13 protein-coding genes are annotated in these 16,305 nt (G+C 62.4%); 6 read left to right on the forward strand and 7 right to left on the reverse strand.

Annotated elements, in window-relative coordinates:
- Window positions 1–227 precede the first annotated feature (227 nt).
- Together ACQ4MS_RS17870 and ACQ4MS_RS17875 are read left to right on the forward strand one after the other, a co-directional pair.
- Window positions 228–5,414, forward strand: coding sequence for a filamentous hemagglutinin N-terminal domain-containing protein (locus ACQ4MS_RS17870; protein WP_431095965.1), 5,187 nt, complete (start codon window positions 228–230; stop codon window positions 5,412–5,414).
- Window positions 5,415–5,638: 224 nt separating this feature from the next.
- Window positions 5,639–7,324, forward strand: coding sequence for a ShlB/FhaC/HecB family hemolysin secretion/activation protein (locus ACQ4MS_RS17875; protein WP_431095966.1), 1,686 nt, complete (start codon window positions 5,639–5,641; stop codon window positions 7,322–7,324).
- A gap of 183 nt (window positions 7,325–7,507) precedes the next feature.
- Here ACQ4MS_RS17875 and ACQ4MS_RS17880 read toward each other — a convergent pair whose 3' ends face one another.
- On the reverse strand, window positions 7,508–7,729 hold the full coding sequence (locus tag ACQ4MS_RS17880; RefSeq protein WP_431095967.1) for a hypothetical protein: 222 nt from the start codon (window positions 7,727–7,729) through the stop codon (window positions 7,508–7,510).
- An 88-nt stretch (window positions 7,730–7,817) separates the two neighbouring features.
- Between ACQ4MS_RS17880 and ACQ4MS_RS17885 the strand changes: the two genes are divergently transcribed.
- The 3 genes from ACQ4MS_RS17885 to ACQ4MS_RS17895 all read left to right on the forward strand — a co-directional run bounded on the left by ACQ4MS_RS17885 (window position 7,818) and on the right by ACQ4MS_RS17895 (window position 10,496).
- Window positions 7,818–8,015, forward strand: a complete 198-nt coding sequence (locus tag ACQ4MS_RS17885) for a hypothetical protein (RefSeq protein WP_431095968.1) — start codon at window positions 7,818–7,820, stop codon at window positions 8,013–8,015.
- A 136-nt stretch (window positions 8,016–8,151) separates the two neighbouring features.
- Window positions 8,152–9,333 (forward strand): YjgN family protein, encoded by a 1,182-nt coding sequence (locus tag ACQ4MS_RS17890; protein ID WP_431095969.1) that lies wholly within the window; start codon window positions 8,152–8,154, stop codon window positions 9,331–9,333.
- A 5-nt stretch (window positions 9,334–9,338) separates the two neighbouring features.
- The gene (locus ACQ4MS_RS17895) at window positions 9,339–10,496 is read left to right on the forward strand and encodes a M48 family metallopeptidase (RefSeq protein ID WP_431095970.1); all 1,158 of its coding nucleotides are present in this window, start codon (window positions 9,339–9,341) and stop codon (window positions 10,494–10,496) included.
- 70 nt (window positions 10,497–10,566) lie between these two features.
- Here ACQ4MS_RS17895 and ACQ4MS_RS17900 read toward each other — a convergent pair whose 3' ends face one another.
- The 6 genes from ACQ4MS_RS17900 to ACQ4MS_RS17925 all read right to left on the reverse strand — a co-directional run bounded on the left by ACQ4MS_RS17900 (window position 10,567) and on the right by ACQ4MS_RS17925 (window position 15,124).
- Window positions 10,567–10,983, reverse strand: a complete 417-nt coding sequence (locus ACQ4MS_RS17900; protein WP_431095971.1) for a hypothetical protein — start codon at window positions 10,981–10,983, stop codon at window positions 10,567–10,569.
- A 168-nt stretch (window positions 10,984–11,151) separates the two neighbouring features.
- Window positions 11,152–11,670, reverse strand: coding sequence for an O-acetyl-ADP-ribose deacetylase (locus tag ACQ4MS_RS17905; protein WP_431095972.1), 519 nt, complete (start codon window positions 11,668–11,670; stop codon window positions 11,152–11,154).
- A 94-nt stretch (window positions 11,671–11,764) separates the two neighbouring features.
- The gene (locus ACQ4MS_RS17910; protein ID WP_431095973.1) at window positions 11,765–12,496 is read right to left on the reverse strand and encodes an amino acid ABC transporter ATP-binding protein; all 732 of its coding nucleotides are present in this window, start codon (window positions 12,494–12,496) and stop codon (window positions 11,765–11,767) included.
- Window positions 12,474–13,241, reverse strand: coding sequence for an amino acid ABC transporter permease (locus ACQ4MS_RS17915; protein ID WP_431095974.1), 768 nt, complete (start codon window positions 13,239–13,241; stop codon window positions 12,474–12,476). The genes ACQ4MS_RS17910 and ACQ4MS_RS17915 overlap by 23 nt, the downstream gene beginning before the upstream one ends.
- A gap of 18 nt (window positions 13,242–13,259) precedes the next feature.
- A complete protein-coding gene (locus ACQ4MS_RS17920; RefSeq protein ID WP_431095975.1) occupies window positions 13,260–14,027 on the reverse strand; it encodes a basic amino acid ABC transporter substrate-binding protein in 768 nt (255 codons plus the stop codon).
- 206 nt (window positions 14,028–14,233) lie between these two features.
- Entirely contained in the window at window positions 14,234–15,124 is an 891-nt protein-coding gene (locus tag ACQ4MS_RS17925; RefSeq protein WP_431095976.1) for a dienelactone hydrolase family protein, read from the reverse strand.
- Window positions 15,125–15,433: 309 nt separating this feature from the next.
- Here ACQ4MS_RS17925 and ACQ4MS_RS17930 point away from each other — a divergent pair, with 309 nt between their 5' ends.
- Window positions 15,434–16,234: a DUF2726 domain-containing protein gene (locus ACQ4MS_RS17930; protein WP_431095977.1), complete on the forward strand. Its 801-nt coding sequence runs from the start codon at window positions 15,434–15,436 to the stop codon at window positions 16,232–16,234.
- Window positions 16,235–16,305 lie beyond the last annotated feature (71 nt).

Below are 16,305 nucleotides of genomic sequence, written 5' to 3' on the forward strand. Positions count from 1 at the left end.
GATAGCTGTTTGCGCCCATTTTTGTTGGTCTGCAGCCCGATCTCGTCTCTAGAACGGGGCCCCTGAAGGTATCTGGCGTAGCGCATATGCGCTACAGACAGCGGCTTTCGTGATTCGTACGATGACGGCCAGTCGGGCAAGGCGTTGCATAACATCCGGGGCGCTGGCCCGACTGATTGGCGGGCAACCTGGTTCGCTGCAAATTCCACCCGTCAACGAAAGCTTCCATGAAAAGTCACGCCAGCATGAACCGTATTTACCGCCTCGTCTGGAACGCCGCCCTGAACCTGTGGGTGGCCGTGGCGGAAAACGCCAAGGGCAGAAGCAAGGGTGGCTCGGCGCGCGGCAGCGTGCAGTGGGATGACGTGCAGGCGGAGGGAGGCCAAGGCGTCGATGGCGGTGGCGCGGGCTTCAGGCTCAATACGGCCTGCCGCGCGGCGCTGGTGTTGCTTACCTCCCTGGCGGTGGTGACACATGAAGCGCATGCGGCCGATGCGGCCAATGCCAGTGTGTCGGCGGGTAGTGGCAGCGTCTCCACGCTAGGCAACACCACCACCATCAACCAGGCCAGCCAGCGCCTGGCGATTGACTGGACCAGTTTGTCTACCGCGGCCAACGAGGCGCTGCGATTCAACCAGCCCAATGCCTCAGCGATTGCACTGAACCGCATCACCGGCAGCAGCCCGAGCGAGTTGCTGGGTAGTCTCACAGCCAACGGCCAGGTCTTCATTCTTAATCCCAACGGTGTGTTGTTTGGTGCGGGTTCTCAGGTCAACGTCGGCGGCCTGGTGGCTTCTACCCTTTCCATGAGCACTGCCGACTTCATGGCCGGCAACAACGTGTTCACGGGTTCCGGTGGCTCGGTGGTGAATCAGGGCACGCTGAACGCCGCGCCCGGTGGCTACCTGGCACTGCTGGCGCCCGAAGTGCGCAATGAAGGCGTGATGACGGCGAGCCTTGGCACGGCGCTTCTGGCCGCCGGCAACAAGATCACCCTGAATCTGGACAACGGGAGCCTGCTCGGTTACAGCATCGATCAGGGCGCGATCAACGCACTGGCAGAGAACAAACAGCTCATCAAGGCCGACGGCGGCCAGGTGCTGCTGGGCGCCAAAGCCCTCGACAGCCTGACCATGGGCACCGTCAACAACACCGGCATCATTGAAGCGAAGACCCTTGCCAACAAGGCCGGCCGCATCATGCTGATCGGCGACATGGAGCGCGGCATGGTCAACATCGGCGGCACGCTGGATGCCAGCGCTCCCGACGGCGGCGACGGCGGTTTCATCGAAACCAGTGCCGCGAACTTCAAAATCCTGCCGGGCTTCAGGGTCAATACGCGGGCGCCGCGAGGCAAGACCGGCACCTGGCTGCTGGACCCAACCACGATGACCATTGCGGGCGGCACAGGCGGTGCGGCCAACACCATTTACGAGGACACGATTGAAGCAGCGGGTTCCGACGTGGATATCCAGGCCACGGATTCGATCAACGTCACCGGCACCTTCAGCAATGCCGACGTGGAAACTCCCAGCGGCTTGAACCTCACCATCAGAACCACGGGAGCCACCGGTACCGGCATCGACCTCACGGGCAGCGCGCATGGGGCCGGCCTGACATTCAAGGTCTCCGGCGGCGGCACGATTGGCGTGACCACAGCCGCGGCCTCCCAGTCCATCAAGAGCTCCGGGCTCGCCGTGACCGGCGGCGCCGGCACGATCAATATCAACTCCGCCGGCGCGCTGAATATCAGCAACGCGGCTCTGCAGACCAGCGGAGGCGCCATCTCGCTGACCGGGGCGGGCCAGGCCGGGAACTCGGGCGTGCTGGTGTCCCAGAGCACCCTGAACGCCGGCAATGGCACCCTCACCATCAACGGCATCACGGCGGACACGGCGCAGTACGGCGTGTTGCTGGACCGCGCCACCCTCACCAGCGGCAATGCCAACATCAACAGCGCCAGTTCTGCCATCAAGCTGATGGGCAGCAGCCTGACCAGCAGCGGAAACATCAGCATTGACGCATCCAATACCAATTCAGACAATCACGCGATCGAGCTGGTCAACAGCGGGGCCACACAGACCAATGTCAGTACCACTGGCAACGGCACCATCAACATCACCGGCAAGCTCAAGAGCGGCGGCGCCGCTGCTGTCGCCGCCAGCGGCTCGGCGGCAGGCGTGGCCATCGCCAACTCCAACGTCGCAGGCGGCGCCGGCACTGTCACCCTCATCGGCGAGTCGGGCTGGGGCACCATCACTGCCCAGGCGGCCCGCGGGGTGCGGCTGGACTCACTGGCCAAGGTCACGGGTACGGGCAACATCGCCGTCACCGGCAATGCACACACCACTTCGACGGCCCTCAGCGTCGCCGTTGAGCTGGGCACCGGCTCCGAGGTGTCCAGCACCGGCGGCAACGTGGAGGTCAGGGGCCAGATGCTCAGTGCCCTCGCCGCCGCCGCGGATACCAGGGGCATCATTGCAAAAGGCAAGCTGCAGTCCGGCGCGGCCAGTCGCATCTTGCTCGACGGCGTCGCTGATATGGACGGTGGCACGACCGGCATCGGCATCCTGGTTGATGCCGGCGCCGACCTGATTGCGGGCACGGGCGGGCTCTCCGTTTCAGGTGCTGGGCAGGGCCTCTCGACTACGGCAACGTTCACGGGCATCTCCATGGCGGGCGGCAGCCTCAGCTCGACCGGCGCGATCACCGTGGACGGCCGCATGAATTCGGCGGTGGTACACGCCGCCGGTTCCCAGGGCCTGAGCCTGACCGGCGGCAGCATCAACTCCAACGGCGCGGCCATGTCGCTGCTCGGATCGGGGACGGCGCCGGCCTCGCCGGCCACCAACTTTGACCTGAACATCAACGGCACCGGCATCAACAGCGGGGGCGGGGACATCGCGCTGCGGGGTGAGCGTGTCAACATCGGCAGCGCCGTCAACGCGGGCGCGGGCAGGGTGACGATCAATACGAGCAGCAGCTTCCGGGCGATCACGCTTGGCGGGGCGTCTGAAACCGCCGCCATGAACCTGAGCAACGATGAGCTCAACCGGATCACCGCTTCGGCGATCGCGATCGGCCGTATCGCCAACACCGGCGGCATCGCCATCGGCAACACCGGCGGCGCGATCAACCTGGCCAGCGTCCCGACCCTGAGCCTGATCAACGACAACCTCACGGGCTCGATCACCCAGACGGCAGCCATCACCGTCGCCAACCTCAACGCCAATGCACGAAGCGTCGTCCTGGCCAATACTGGCAACCAGATCAGCCAGCTCAGCGGGCGGGCCTACGGCACGGGCAATTTCCAGGTCCGCTCCGCCTCTGCGCTGTCTGTGGGAACGGTGGACGGAACGGCCGGTATCACCCACTCCGGCACCGGTATGGTGATGCTGCACAGCAGCGGCGCCGTGACGCAAACCCAGGCCATCGTCGGGAACACCTTGCAGGTCACCAGCTTCGGGGGCATGACGCTGACCCACGCAGGCAACCGGGTTCAGAATTTCGGCAACCTCACCAACAGTACATCAGGCAACCTCATCCTTCGCAACACCGCCGCCACCGCCAGCTTCCTGAACGCCATCTTCAGCGCCGGCCGCGTCGACATCGCCAACACGGGCGATATCTTTTTCGGTGGCAGCGCCCTTGCCACTTCGAGCAACGCCACGGGTACGACTGCGGGCACCGCAGGCTTTAGCGTGGTGGCCACGGGCGGCATCAGTGCGCAAGCGATCACGCCCAATATCTTTGCCCCCTCGGGTGCCTCGGTTTACCTGGAGGCGGGCAACGGCAGCATAGGCGCCAGCAGCGCTGCCCCGGTGACCATCTGGGACGCGAGCTCGGTCACAGCGGTGGCGAACGGCGGCACTTCGCAAGTCAATCTCTCACTGAACAATGGCGCCACCCTCGAAAACATCAGCGCACCGGGCGCTGTCAGCGTCACCGCCGCGGCCGGCAACCTCGCGGTCAAGACGGTGGCCGGCAGTTCAGTCACCCTTGACGCCGCAGCCGGCGCCATCCTTGACGCCAATGGCGCGGCCAACAACATCACCGCCACCACACTCAACGCGTCCGCGCGCGACGGCATCACGCTGGGCACCAATGTGACCGGCCTGCAGACACTGACCACGACGGGCGCGACGGGCGACATCAGCATTGCCGCCGCCAATGCCGTCAACACCAGCAGCTTCGGCATCACCACCAATGCCGGGGCCGCGCAGACAGTCAGCCTCTCATCAGCCGGGGGCATCACGGTAGACACTGCCTTCGGCAATGCGCAGGATAAGCTCAAGCTGACCACGACCGCCGGCAACATCGCCATCAACGGCGCGCTGACGGCCAGCGAGCTCACGCTGAACACCGCCGGTGCCAGCACACAAACCGCGGCCATCACCGCGACTGGCCTGGAGCTGCTGGGCACCGGCACGCACACGCTTAACAACGCAGGCAATGCGGTGACGACGCTGGCGGGCAACACCGGCAATGCCGAGTACTCGCAGGCTGGCGCGCTGGCTGTCGGTACGGTCAACACCGCAGGCCTTAGCGCCAGCGGCAAGGTGCTGGTGCGCACCACCGGCGCGGCCAGCGACCTCACCTTGAACAACGGCGTGAGCTCCGGCAGCGCGGCCAACGATTCGCTGGTGCTGGCCGCCGGGCGCAACTTTGTGAACAATGCGGGGGCCGGTGCGCTCAATCCGGGCGCGGGCCGCTTCCTGGTGTATTCGGCAGACCCGACGGCAAGCACCCTGGGCGGCCTGGTATCCACCGGCAATGCCTTTGGCCGCACCTACGCCGCCAACGCACCGTCGGATGCTTCCATGACGTCCCTGACGGGCAACCGCTTTGTCTACAGCGTTGTGCCGACGCTCAATGTGAGCGGCGATAACAAAGCCAAGGCGTACGGTGGTGCCGACCCGGCTCTCACCTACACAATCAACAGCGGGCTGGTGGCGGGCGACACCGCGGCAACCGCGCTGAACGGTGCGCTGTCGGCGCCCACAGGCGCTGACACAACCGGCCCTGCACATGCCATTACGCAAGGGACGCTGGCAGCGGCCCTGGGTTACAACGTCGTCTATACCAGCGGCACGCTGACGATGACCGGTGTGCCGCCTTTGCCTGCATCCCTTTTCGGCGTGACTTCAGCGCTGGATGGGCCTTATGTGACCGCGCTCAACGCCATTGCCGGCACGGACAAACTCCTGAGCAGCAACACCGACAGCGAATCGACTGTGCAGGATGATGCACCGCTCATCGAGGCATTGAACGATGCCGCAGGCGGGAACGGAAATGGCAACGGCAGCAGCAACGGCGGTGACAGCGGCAACGCCAGGTCGTCGAACTCGCTGGTCAGTGTTGTCGGCTGCGGTTTACTGATGCCCAAAAGTGTGAACAGAGCAATCTGTGAATAAACAACTGCCGGTAGCCATCGAAGCGTTGCCGCCTGGGCTGTCCCTAAAAATGGGGACATACAGGATGACCGGTCTCTGCGACATTGCCGGAGCGGTCACGCTGGACGTACTGCATTCGCGTATGGCTGCATGAGAGTCGGGTACATACAATTGCAGGATGGTCAGCTGCCATGAGGGAGCAGTGGCTTGTGTCGGATGAGCATTAAGAAAAGTAGAGCGAAAAAATGAAACAGAATTCGTTGCCCCTTTCCACCTTGGCTTCAGCCCTGATGCTGGCCTTGCATACCGGCGCCTGGGCACAGACTGCCCCGGCCCCTGACGCCGGCCAGGTGCTGCGCGACCTGCAGCAGGTGCCCGCCTTGCCGCCGTCCCGGAGCGTTCCGCTGCAGCGCATCGAAGAGTCAGCCGACCTCAGCCAGAAAGGCGAGGCGAGGGTGCTCGTCAAATCTGTGACCATCACCGGGAATCAGGAGATTCCCAGTGCGCAGCTGCAACCCCTGGTGGCCGGCCTCGTTGGTGCCGAGCAGTCCCTGAGTCAACTGAACGCCGCCGCCCGCCGCATCACCGCGTATTACCGAAGCCAGGGTTTTGCCGTGGCCCGCGCTTATTTGCCCGCGCAGGACATCACCGACGGCGCCGTCACCATCAGCGTGATTGAAGGGCGCATCTCCAGCCACAAGATCAACAACCAGTCGCTGCTGAGTGACGAGCGCGCACAGGCTTACCTGGGCCAGGTCAAGGACGGCGACGTCATCAAGTCCGACCAGATTGACCGCGGCTTGCTGCTCTTGCAGGACACGCCCGGCGTCAGCACCTCGCGCGCCACGCTGCAGCCCGGCGCCAGCGTGGGGACGTCCGAGCTGCTGATTGAGGTCAACCCGGCCAAGCCCTACAGCGGCAATGTCGTGGTCGACAACTACGGCAGCCGCTACACCGGCGAATACCGCGTGGCTGGTACCTTCAACCTCGTCAGCCCGTTGAAGATCGGGGACCAGCTCACCGTCAATGCACTGACCAGCGGCCGCAACCTCAGCTTCACGCGGCTGGCTTACCAGCTGCCCGTCGGCAGCGACGGCCTCAAGGTAGGCGCCGCCTACTTCGACACCCGCTACAAGCTGGGCCAGGAGTTTGAAACCTTGCAGGCTCACGGCACGGCCACCTCCGCCAGCGTATTTGCGGCTTACCCCTTCATCCGCAGCCAGCTTAAAAACCTGAACGGCACTGTGTCGGTGGAAGACAAGCAGCTCAAAGACTATGTAGACGCCACCTCTACCTTCACACCCAAGAAGGTCCTGGTCACTACCTTCGGTCTTTCAGGCAACCTGCAAGACGCCTTGGGCGGCGGTGGCATCACCGGCCTGGACCTGTCGGTGGCGATGGGCAATCTGCGCATCAACTCGCCCACCGCGTTGGCCATTGACGCGGCATCGGCCCAGTCCAGCGGCAGCTATACCCGTGTTTCTTACGGCGCCAACCGCTTGCAGCGCTTTACCGACAGCACCTTCCTGGCCGTGTCGGTGACGGGCCAGCTGGCCAGCAAAAACCTGGATTCGTCCGAGAAGTTCTCCTTGGGCGGTGTCAACGGCGTGCGCGCCTATCCGCAAGGTGAGGCTGGCGGCGATGAAGGTTACCGCGGCACGGTGGAGTTGCGTCACAACGTGATGGCCAATGTGCAGGCCACCGTGTTCTATGACTGGGGCAGGGTCACCATCAACCGCAACCCTTTCGGCGCGGCGGCCTCCAACAGCCGGCAGCTGGCCGGCGCGGGCTTTGGCCTGAACGCCCGGCTGGCGGGCGTGCAACTGCGTTCTTCGCTGGCCTGGCGCACCGACGGCGGCTTGCCAACTTCGGTACCGGCTTCATCGGCCAAACGGCCCACGTTGTGGCTACAGGCAACGATGGCGTTCTGACGGGCCGGGTAACTGAGGCCTGCCAGCGCTTCTCAAATTCTCGAAGTAAACGGATGGTTGGCTAATAAGGACGGGCGCAAGCAGCTATCAAAAACATAGCAACTTTGAGACATTCCCTTGCGGGTTGCCGTGTAAAAGTTTTTGCTGTCTGGTGATTTGGCGCAGGGCGGTAAGGGGGATGCACTATCGCGCGCTGGACGCGCTGAAAAAATAGCGCGCGGAGGTTTCCAGGACACGCAAGGCGTTTGCCCTGACATCATCTGAAAACTGCTTCGGGGCTTGCACGTAAAACGGCCAGTGGGTAGAGGTGCGGCCCTGTGGTGGACGGGAAAACGGGGTGAGCGCGGTCGCCTGCTTCACCGGCGTGGCGGGTGGCCTGATGGGCGGATCATGTAGAAGCTGCATGTCAAGTCTCTGGGTTGGGTTGTTCTTGGAATCGTTTCGAAGAGCAATGGTACTGTACATATATACAGTCATCAACTATGATTTACCCATGGAAACAATCACCCAGCCCGAATGGATTACCCGGTGCGCCGAAAGGCTGCACCAGAGGTGGCATACCGTTGGGCCCGCACAGCTTGAAGAGGTAGCCGTGGTCATCTGGCGGGATGCCAACTTGCGATGCATGGAGCCTGCCGAGGCCGCGGCGCTGTGGCTCGAACCGGTAGCGCCGCTGCGGACAACAGGGTGATCGGTGAGTGGTGAAAGGGCGGCGCCGCGCGCCCTGTTCCAGGTCAGTATTTCTCCATCCAAAGGCGCGTTACATTATTTGACGGGTGGCGCGTATAGCAGCCCCCTACAACAACCAGTGATTCGGGAGGAACCTTGTGATCGAGCCAGTACTGAACCTTGAGATACCACCGGCGTCGCCGGTTGAAGAGTCCCACACACAATTGAGCATTGAGTTCACCGGATCCGGGAGCGAATATTTCCGGATCTGGATCGTGAACCTGCTGCTGCTAATGGTCACCTTTGGTATTTATTACCCTTGGGCCAAGGTGCGGCGTCTGCGCTACTTTTATGGCAACACGGTGGTGGGGGGTGAACCCATGGGTTTTCATGCCGACCCCACCAAGCTGCTCAAGGGCTACCTGCTGGTTGGTCTGCTGTTCATGCTGTATTCCGCGGCGGGGCAGTTTTCTCCGATGGCCGGGTTTGTGGCATTTCTTATCGTGGCAGCCATCTGGCCGGCACTTTTAAAGTCGTCCATGCAGTTTCGCATGGCCAACACCAGCTGGCGCGGGTTACGGTTCGCCTTCAGGGGGTCGCTGGGCGATGCTTATCGCGCGGTGCTGCCGCTGTTTATACCCAGCTTTGTGATTGTCGGTGCGTTGACGCAGGTCAGTGATCCTGAAAAACCACCCCTCTGGTACGTGCAGACCGTGGGTGTTGTGGGCCTGGCCTCGCTGGCCGTGTTGCCGTGGCTGCTCTGGAACCTCAAGCAATACCAGCACAACCACTACGCCCTGGCATCGCTGCAGACCACCTTCAAGGCGACGCTGGGCTCGTTTTACAAACTGTTTTTCAAAGTTCTAGGCGTCACCATGCTGCCGCTGTTGCTGCCGATAGGGCTGGCCGGAGGCACTGTGTATGCCATGAAGACCAGCGGCACGCTGACCCGTTCTTCTACGGGGACATTGATCATGATTGCCGTGTTGAGTTTTCTGGCGGCCATGGTCGTCATGATGGTGCTGGTCAAACCCTATGCCACCTCGCGGTTCCAGAACCTGGTGTGGACGCGCACCGGCAACGCCTCTTTGCGTTTTGTCAGCCAGCTGCGTTTTGGTTCGCTGCTGTGGCTGACCTTGAAAAACTGGCTGCTGGTGGTGTTGACCCTGGGCCTTTACTGGCCGTTCGCAGCGGTTGCCATGGCCCGCATGCGATTGCAGGCCGTCATGGTGAAGACGCGTGTGAGCCCCGATACGCTGTTGAGCCAGGCACGCGCCGTTGAGGGCGACGCGGCGGGCGAAGCCGGCGGTGACCTGTTCGGCCTCGACATTGGGTTTTGACGCGCATGAAGGCAAGCCGGAATTCCCTACTTTCCGCCAGCTACTTTGACGGCACCAGCGCCCGGGCACGTCCGGTTACGCTGCAGGTGGAGGGGGATCATCTGCTGGTCAACGGCGAAGGTTTTCACCGCGACGTGCCACTGCGCAAGGTGCGGTGGCCCGAGCGCACCCGCCACGGCATGCGTGTGGCCCATTTCACCGATGGTGGCTCCGTGCAGTGCGCTGACGCTGAGGCATGGGACGACTGGAGCCGCAGCAGTGGCCGTCGCGACTCGCTCGTGGTGACCATGCAGCAGAGCTGGCGCTGGGTCGCAGCAAGCGCGCTCGCGCTGGTTGTGCTGTTGGCCGCCTTACAGCAATGGGGTTTGCCGGTAGCGGCCCGCGCCGTAGTGGCGGTCACGCCGCTGAGTGTGGACAACATGCTGGGCGAGACTTCCCTGGCCGCGATTGATGAACACCTGATGCGGCCAAGCCGCTTGTCTGCTGCCGAGCAGGCGAGGCTGCGCGAGGCGTTTGCTAAAGCGGTCAGCGCCATGCCTCCGGGCAGCGTACCTTCCTGGCAACTGGTGTTTCGCAGAAGCCGCATTGGCCCCAATGCATTCGCCTTGCCCGGCGGCACGATGGTCATGACTGACGAGCTGGTGGAACTGGTAGGGCGGGACGACAAGGTCGTTACCGCCGTTCTGGCCCATGAGCTGGGCCACGTGCGCCACCGCCATGGCCTGCGCATGCTGGTTCAGGTGACGGCACTGGGCGGTCTGGCCGCGATGGTGGTGGGCGACTTCAGTACCGTCCTGGCGGGCGTGCCGGTGTTATTGGGGCAGGCCAGCTATTCGCGCGACGCAGAACGCGAAGCCGACCAGGAGGCGGTGCGCATCCTGAAGGCTGCGGGAATTTCACCGGCAGTCATGGTGACGTTGTTCGAACGGATCGCCGCTCAAAAGGACGAGGAAACTAAAAAGAACGACAAGCCTGGCGCTTCTGGCAGTACGGGCAACACCGCCAACACCGCCAGTACCAGCACGCCAGGCGAGGCCGCGGAAAATGCAAAGCCTGACGGGAAACTGCCTGACCAGGATTCCTGGCTGGGCATCGCCTTCGCGTCGCATCCCACCGATGCGGAGCGAGTTCGATTTTTCATGGATGCTGCTGCGGAGCGTTAGAAAACCCTACCGGATGGGCTGTGTGCCGGCGCCGCGCGCGAATCTGCGGGCCGGCGCAGGCAATGTTTGACTAGGTGAGGCTGCCCACCAGCCGGGCAATGAAGGGCATCACGATTGCAGCCGCAAGGCTCAAGAAAAAAACCAGTCCATAGGTGATCAGCGCCAGCAACGCGCCACCTTTAAGTCCAATCGGAGCCCCCTCAGCTGTTGTGGCTCGCGGCCCCAGGAACCAGGCGCCCACGGCAAGCTGCGCCACAAGGCCCGTAGCAAGGTCCATCAAAGATGGGAGAACGGAAACTGAGGCTGCGCTCAGCGCTCTCGCCATAGCCCCGACAACAAATAACACTGCGAACAGCACAAAGCCGAAAACAAGGGCGTGCATCCAGCTCAATCGGGCTCTGCGAAAAAGCCTTGCGGCAAGTTTGACGCAGAGAACATAGGAAAAAACGGTAAACGCAAACGGCAAAAGACCGGGGAGTTCTGGCATGAATGATTCCTGTAGACGTGAATACGGCAGCTCCTGGACTCGCTTGTTGAAAATCAGATCCCGGAAGGGCTTCTTCTCGGCGTGCACGCGGGCGAGTCAGTGCACCTCAAACAGTTTCCCTATCCGGGCTTTAACCCAGAACATGATTGTCATTCGTGCAGTGACGGCTCAAGCAGCTGCGCTGTTCAGGAGGCGGTCGTAGATCGCAAGATCTTCCGCCGAGAAACAGCAAAAAATCACCTCTGTCATAGAGGAATGCTCCCGCAACGCTTTGCGCACGCTGGAAATCGCTACGTTGGCTGCAAGCTCAACCGGGTAGCCGTAGACACCGGTGCTGATCCCCGGGAAGGCCAGTGAAGAGATGCCTTTGGTGGCGGCCACTTCAATGGAGCGTCTGTAACACGATGCCAGTAAGTCCGCCTCGCCATGACCGCCACCACGCCAGACTGGCCCTACCGTATGGAGGATGAATTTCGCGGGAAGGCGATAGGCCTTGGTGACTTTGGCGTCACCGATCTTGCAGCCGCCCAGCAGCCGGCATTCATGGACCAGCTCGGGGCCGGCAGCACGGTGGATCGCACCGTCGACTCCGCCACCGCCCAGCAGCGATGAGTTGGCGGCGTTGACGATGGCGTCAAGCTGCAGCGTCGTGATATCGGCCTGGACGGCCCGGAGGGTGGCGGTCATGGCGAAGTTCCTGAAGGCTGGAGCTTGCTGAAAACGAAGAGGAGGGGGAGAAGAGGAGGAGGAGAAGAAGCCCGCAGCGCATGCGGGCCCCAGATCACAAGACCTTGCTCAGGAAGCGCTGGGTGCGCTCTTCCCTGGGGTTGTCGAAGATTTCGGCCGGCGAGCCTTCCTCGATCACCAGGCCTTCGTCGATGAACATTACACGGTCAGCCACCTGGCGGGCAAAGCCCATTTCGTGGGTCACGACGACCATGGTCATGCCTTCCTCGGCCAGCGCCTGCATGACGGCCAGCACTTCGCCGACCATTTCGGGGTCGAGGGCGGAGGTGGGTTCGTCGAACAGCATGATGCGCGGCTGCATGGCCAGCGCGCGGGCAATCGCCACACGCTGCTGCTGCCCGCCGGAGAGCTGGTTGGGATAGGCGTCAATCTTGTCGAGCAGGCCGACCTTGACCAGCAGCTCACTGGCACGGTTGCGCGCCTCGAGGGCCGTGAGCTTGCGCACCTTGGTGGGTGCCAGCGTGATGTTTTCCAGCACGGTCTTGTGCGGGAACAGGTTGAAGCGCTGGAACACCATGCCGATTTCGGAGCGCAGGGCGTCGACGTCGGTCTTGGGTTCGTGTACCGAGACGCCGTGCACCAGCACTTCGCCGCCGCTGGCGTCTTCGAGGCCGTTGAGGCAGCGCAGGAAGGTGCTTTTGCCGGAGCCGGAAGGGCCGATGACGCAGACGACTTCGGTGGCCTTGATAGCGCAGTCGATGCCCCGCAACACCGGGGTGTGACCAAACTGCTTGGTCAGCCGGTTAACGCGAATCACCTCGTCCATAACGAGCCTCCAGTTTCTTGACAAGGTAAGCCAGGCCCAGCGTCAGCACCCAGTACATGACTGAGATGGTGAGGTAGGGCTCCCAATAGCGTGAATAGGCACCGGCGACGGTGCGCGCGGCGTAGGCGAGTTCGGCCAGGCCGATCGCCGAGATCAGCGACGAATCCTTGAGCAGCGAAATCGCGTTGTTACCCAGAGGCGGCAGCATGCGGCGGAAGGCCTGCGGCAGCACGATGTGGTACATGGTCCTAGGAAAGGACATGCCAAGCGAGCGGGACGCTTCTACTTGCCCCTTGTCGATGGACTGGATGCCGGCGCGGAAAATCTCGGAGATATAGGCGCCGGCATTGAGCGTGAGGGCGACGATGCCGGACAGGAAGGCACCGTAGTTTTGCTTGATGTTGCGCGCAGCTTCACCCGAGATGATCAGCCCGTCGGTTGGATTGATGAACAGCGGCAGCACGGCGAAGTGGATCAGCAAAATCTGCACGAACAGCGGCGTGCCTCGGAAAAAACTGACGTAGACGGTGGACGGCCAGCGCAGGGCATATTTGCAGATCGCGCGTGCGGGCGAGTGGCGGGATTCCGCCACGCGTGCCATGCCAATCGCCAGGCCCAGCAAAGTGCCCTGCACGATGCAGATCAGCGTCACCATGATGGTCATCTGCAGGCCGCGCCAGAACAGCACGCTGTACTCGGCAATGATGTCGGCGCGGAACCATCCGAACCAGAGGACTTGTTCCATAAGGAGATGTCCCGGTGTTTACTGTGCAGGCAACGCGGGAGCGTCGGCCTGGAACCACTTCTTGTAAATCTGGGCGTAGCTGCCGTCGGCCTTGACGGCGGCCAGGCCGGCGTTGAGCTTGTCCTGCAGCGCCTTGTTGCCCTGCTTCACGACGATGCCGAAGTATTCCTTGGGAAAGGACGGGTCGCTGACAGTCTTGAGCTGCTTGTGCTCCTGGGCACGGAAGGCGATCACGCCGTTGTCGCCGATAGCGGCGTCCAGGCCATTGTTGGCCAGCTCGGAGATGACTACCGGGGTGCTTTCAAAGCGGCGGATGTCGGGGTTGGTCTTGCCGAATTCGCGCGAGGCCATGTCGTCGCCGGTGCTGCCGGTGACCACCCCGATTTTTTTGCCGGCAAGGTCTTTCAGGCCTTTGGCGGTGCTGTTGCTGTGCACGGCGATCAGCTGGCGTGCTTCGAAGTAAGGGGCGGTGAAGTCGTAAGACTGCTTGCGCTTGTCGTTGATGGTGACGCCCGAGATGACCAGGTCCACGTCACCGTTGTTGAGCGCCGCGAAGATGCCGGTCCAGGGAGTGTTGACGATCTTGATCTGCAGGCCGGCCTTCTGGGCAATGGCCTTGATCATGTCGACGTCGTAGCCGACGATTTCTTTGGTCGGGCTTTCGTAGGCAAACGGGCGGTAGGTGGCGCTGGAGCCGACGACCAGCTCCCTGTTTTGGGCTTGGGCGGCGCCCAGCGCAAAGGTAAGCAAGCCGGCCGTCGCGGCGATTTTTTGCAGGATATTCATGGTTGTGTCCAGAAAGGCTGAGTGAGGGGAACGCTGGTCGGTCCGCAGGGGCCGAAAAGCGAAAGTAGCCAATGGTAACGCCTGCAAAAGCCGTGCCCGGTGTGCCCGTGGCAGGGTTTTCGCGAAGGCGGGGGACGCCACGAAAAGGAAGATGGACTGGCGATGCGCACTGGTGGGCAACGTACACCGCCGCCACTACGGTGGTTCTAGGCCCTGAGCTGTTTGTTGAAAAACGCCAGAGTGCGTTCCCACGCCAGTTTGGCCGCGGTGGCGTCATAGCGCGGCGTGGTGTCGTTATTGAAACCGTGCTGTGTGCCAGGATACTGGTAGGCGGTGTAGTTCACCCCAGCGGCCTTCAGCGCTGCCTCGTAGGCCGGCCAGGCAGCGTTGATGCGTTCGTCGACTGCCGCGAAATGAATCAGCAACGGGGTCTTGACCTTGGCGGCATCTTCTGGGGCCGGCTGGTTTCCGTAGAAGGGCACGGCGGCGTTAAGTTCGGGCAAGCGCGTGGTGAGCGTGTGCGCCATGCCGCCGCCGTAGCAGAAACCGACGACCCCCAGCTTGCCGGTGCAGTCGTCCCGGCCTTTGAGCCAGGTGACGGCGGCCACGAAATCCTCGGTGCATTTGCGCTGGTCGAGTTGGGCGAACAATGTGCGCGCCTTGTCCTCGTCGCCGGGGTAGCCGCCCAGGGGCGTGAGGGCGTCCGGCGCAAAGGCGAGAAAGTTGTCCAGCGCCAGGCGGCGCGTGATGTCTTCAATGTGGGGATTGAGGCCGCGGTTTTCATGAATGACCAGCACGCCGGGCAGTTTGCCGGTGGCGTTGGCGGGCTTGGCCAGATAGCCCTTGACGGTGCCGCTGCCGGCGGAGGAGGGGTAGCTGACCATTTCGGTCTTCAATCGCTTGTCGTCTTTGGCGATTTGTTGCCCCGCAGCAAAATTGGGGCTGAGGGCGGCCAGCAGTGCTGTCGCGGTCATGCCGGCGGTGGCGAATTTCTGGGCACGTTCCAGGAAGCCGCGCCTGTCGATAGTGCCGTGCACGTAGGCATCAAACAGAATCAGCAGTTCCTGGTCAAAATCCTGGGCAGTCTTGCGTTGCATGATGGGCTCCTGCAAAAAAAACCAGCATACAGACTCACGGGTTCCATGGCAAAGGTCCCTGGCCCGCCGGGAGTAGCTGCCGTGTTCGGCAGTGCCCGTTGGGTGCTATAAAAAATATAGCTGCTTGCGCACGTCCGCGCTGGGCTGGAGGCCCATTTGTTCCTCAAAATCCAGGAAAACCTGTAAAAACCTGTTTTAATAACGCACCGGGACGCCGGACTTGATTGACCTGGCGTCCGTTCAGTTACTCACTGGGTCGCCCGCCCTGCAAGCCGTCGGTGCTGCCCAATCCTAGAGGAGAACTACATCTTGAACCTGATTTCATGGCTGATGGCGTTGGTGGGCGTCGCCGTGGGCGCGCTTGGGGGTGTTTTGTTATATGCCGCCTGGTTGCGGAAAAGCGCGAGTGCGAAATTGCGGATACCCCACAAATGGCCGCTGCGTGCCCGCGGAGTGGTGACCAATGACGAATACGAGGTATGGAAATGGCTGAGAAGCGCTTTCCACGACCATGCGGTGATGGTCAAGCTGCCGGTGCTGCGCTTTACCATTCCGATAGAAAAAGAAAAGGAAAAAGACAAGGAGAAAACCGCACGATTGCTGGAGATGCTCAATGGCGTCTACACGACTTTCACCGTCTGCACCCTGGATGGAAAGGTCGTCGGTTGCGTGGACTTGCGCGGCAAGCGTGATGTGAGCCGGGCCACCCGCCAGCTGAAGGAGACACTGCTGTCGGACTGCGGCATTGCCTATACCTCTGTCAAGGCCAGTCGTCCGCCCACGGTCGGCGCCATGCGTGCCGCCTTTCTGGGTGAAATCCCGGAGGAACTCGTGCAGGACCACCAGGAAACCCGCGGTGGCGACAGCAGCTTTCACGCCGACCTCGAGTCTTTTACCCGGGAACGCGTCAAAGCCGCCAAGGACGCTGCGCTCAAGGAACTCAACAAGGACAACCAGCCCGAGGCTCCACGGGCGGCAGCTACCCGCAATGTCGGCTTCAACCCCGATGGCACCGGCGGTATCCGCATTGACAAAAACGACCGTTTTGCCACGCAGTGGGAAGACTCTTTCACTCAGCCCGCAGATACGCGGCCGGCTAAGATCGAATAAGGGCGTGGCGATGAGCGCTGGTGCAAGAACCTGTTCAGGGGCGGTAGCCGGATGAAAACGCTTTCGTGAGC

The organism is Polaromonas aquatica, assembly GCF_050626995.1.
GTDB lineage: Bacteria > Pseudomonadota > Gammaproteobacteria > Burkholderiales > Burkholderiaceae_C > Polaromonas > Polaromonas aquatica_A.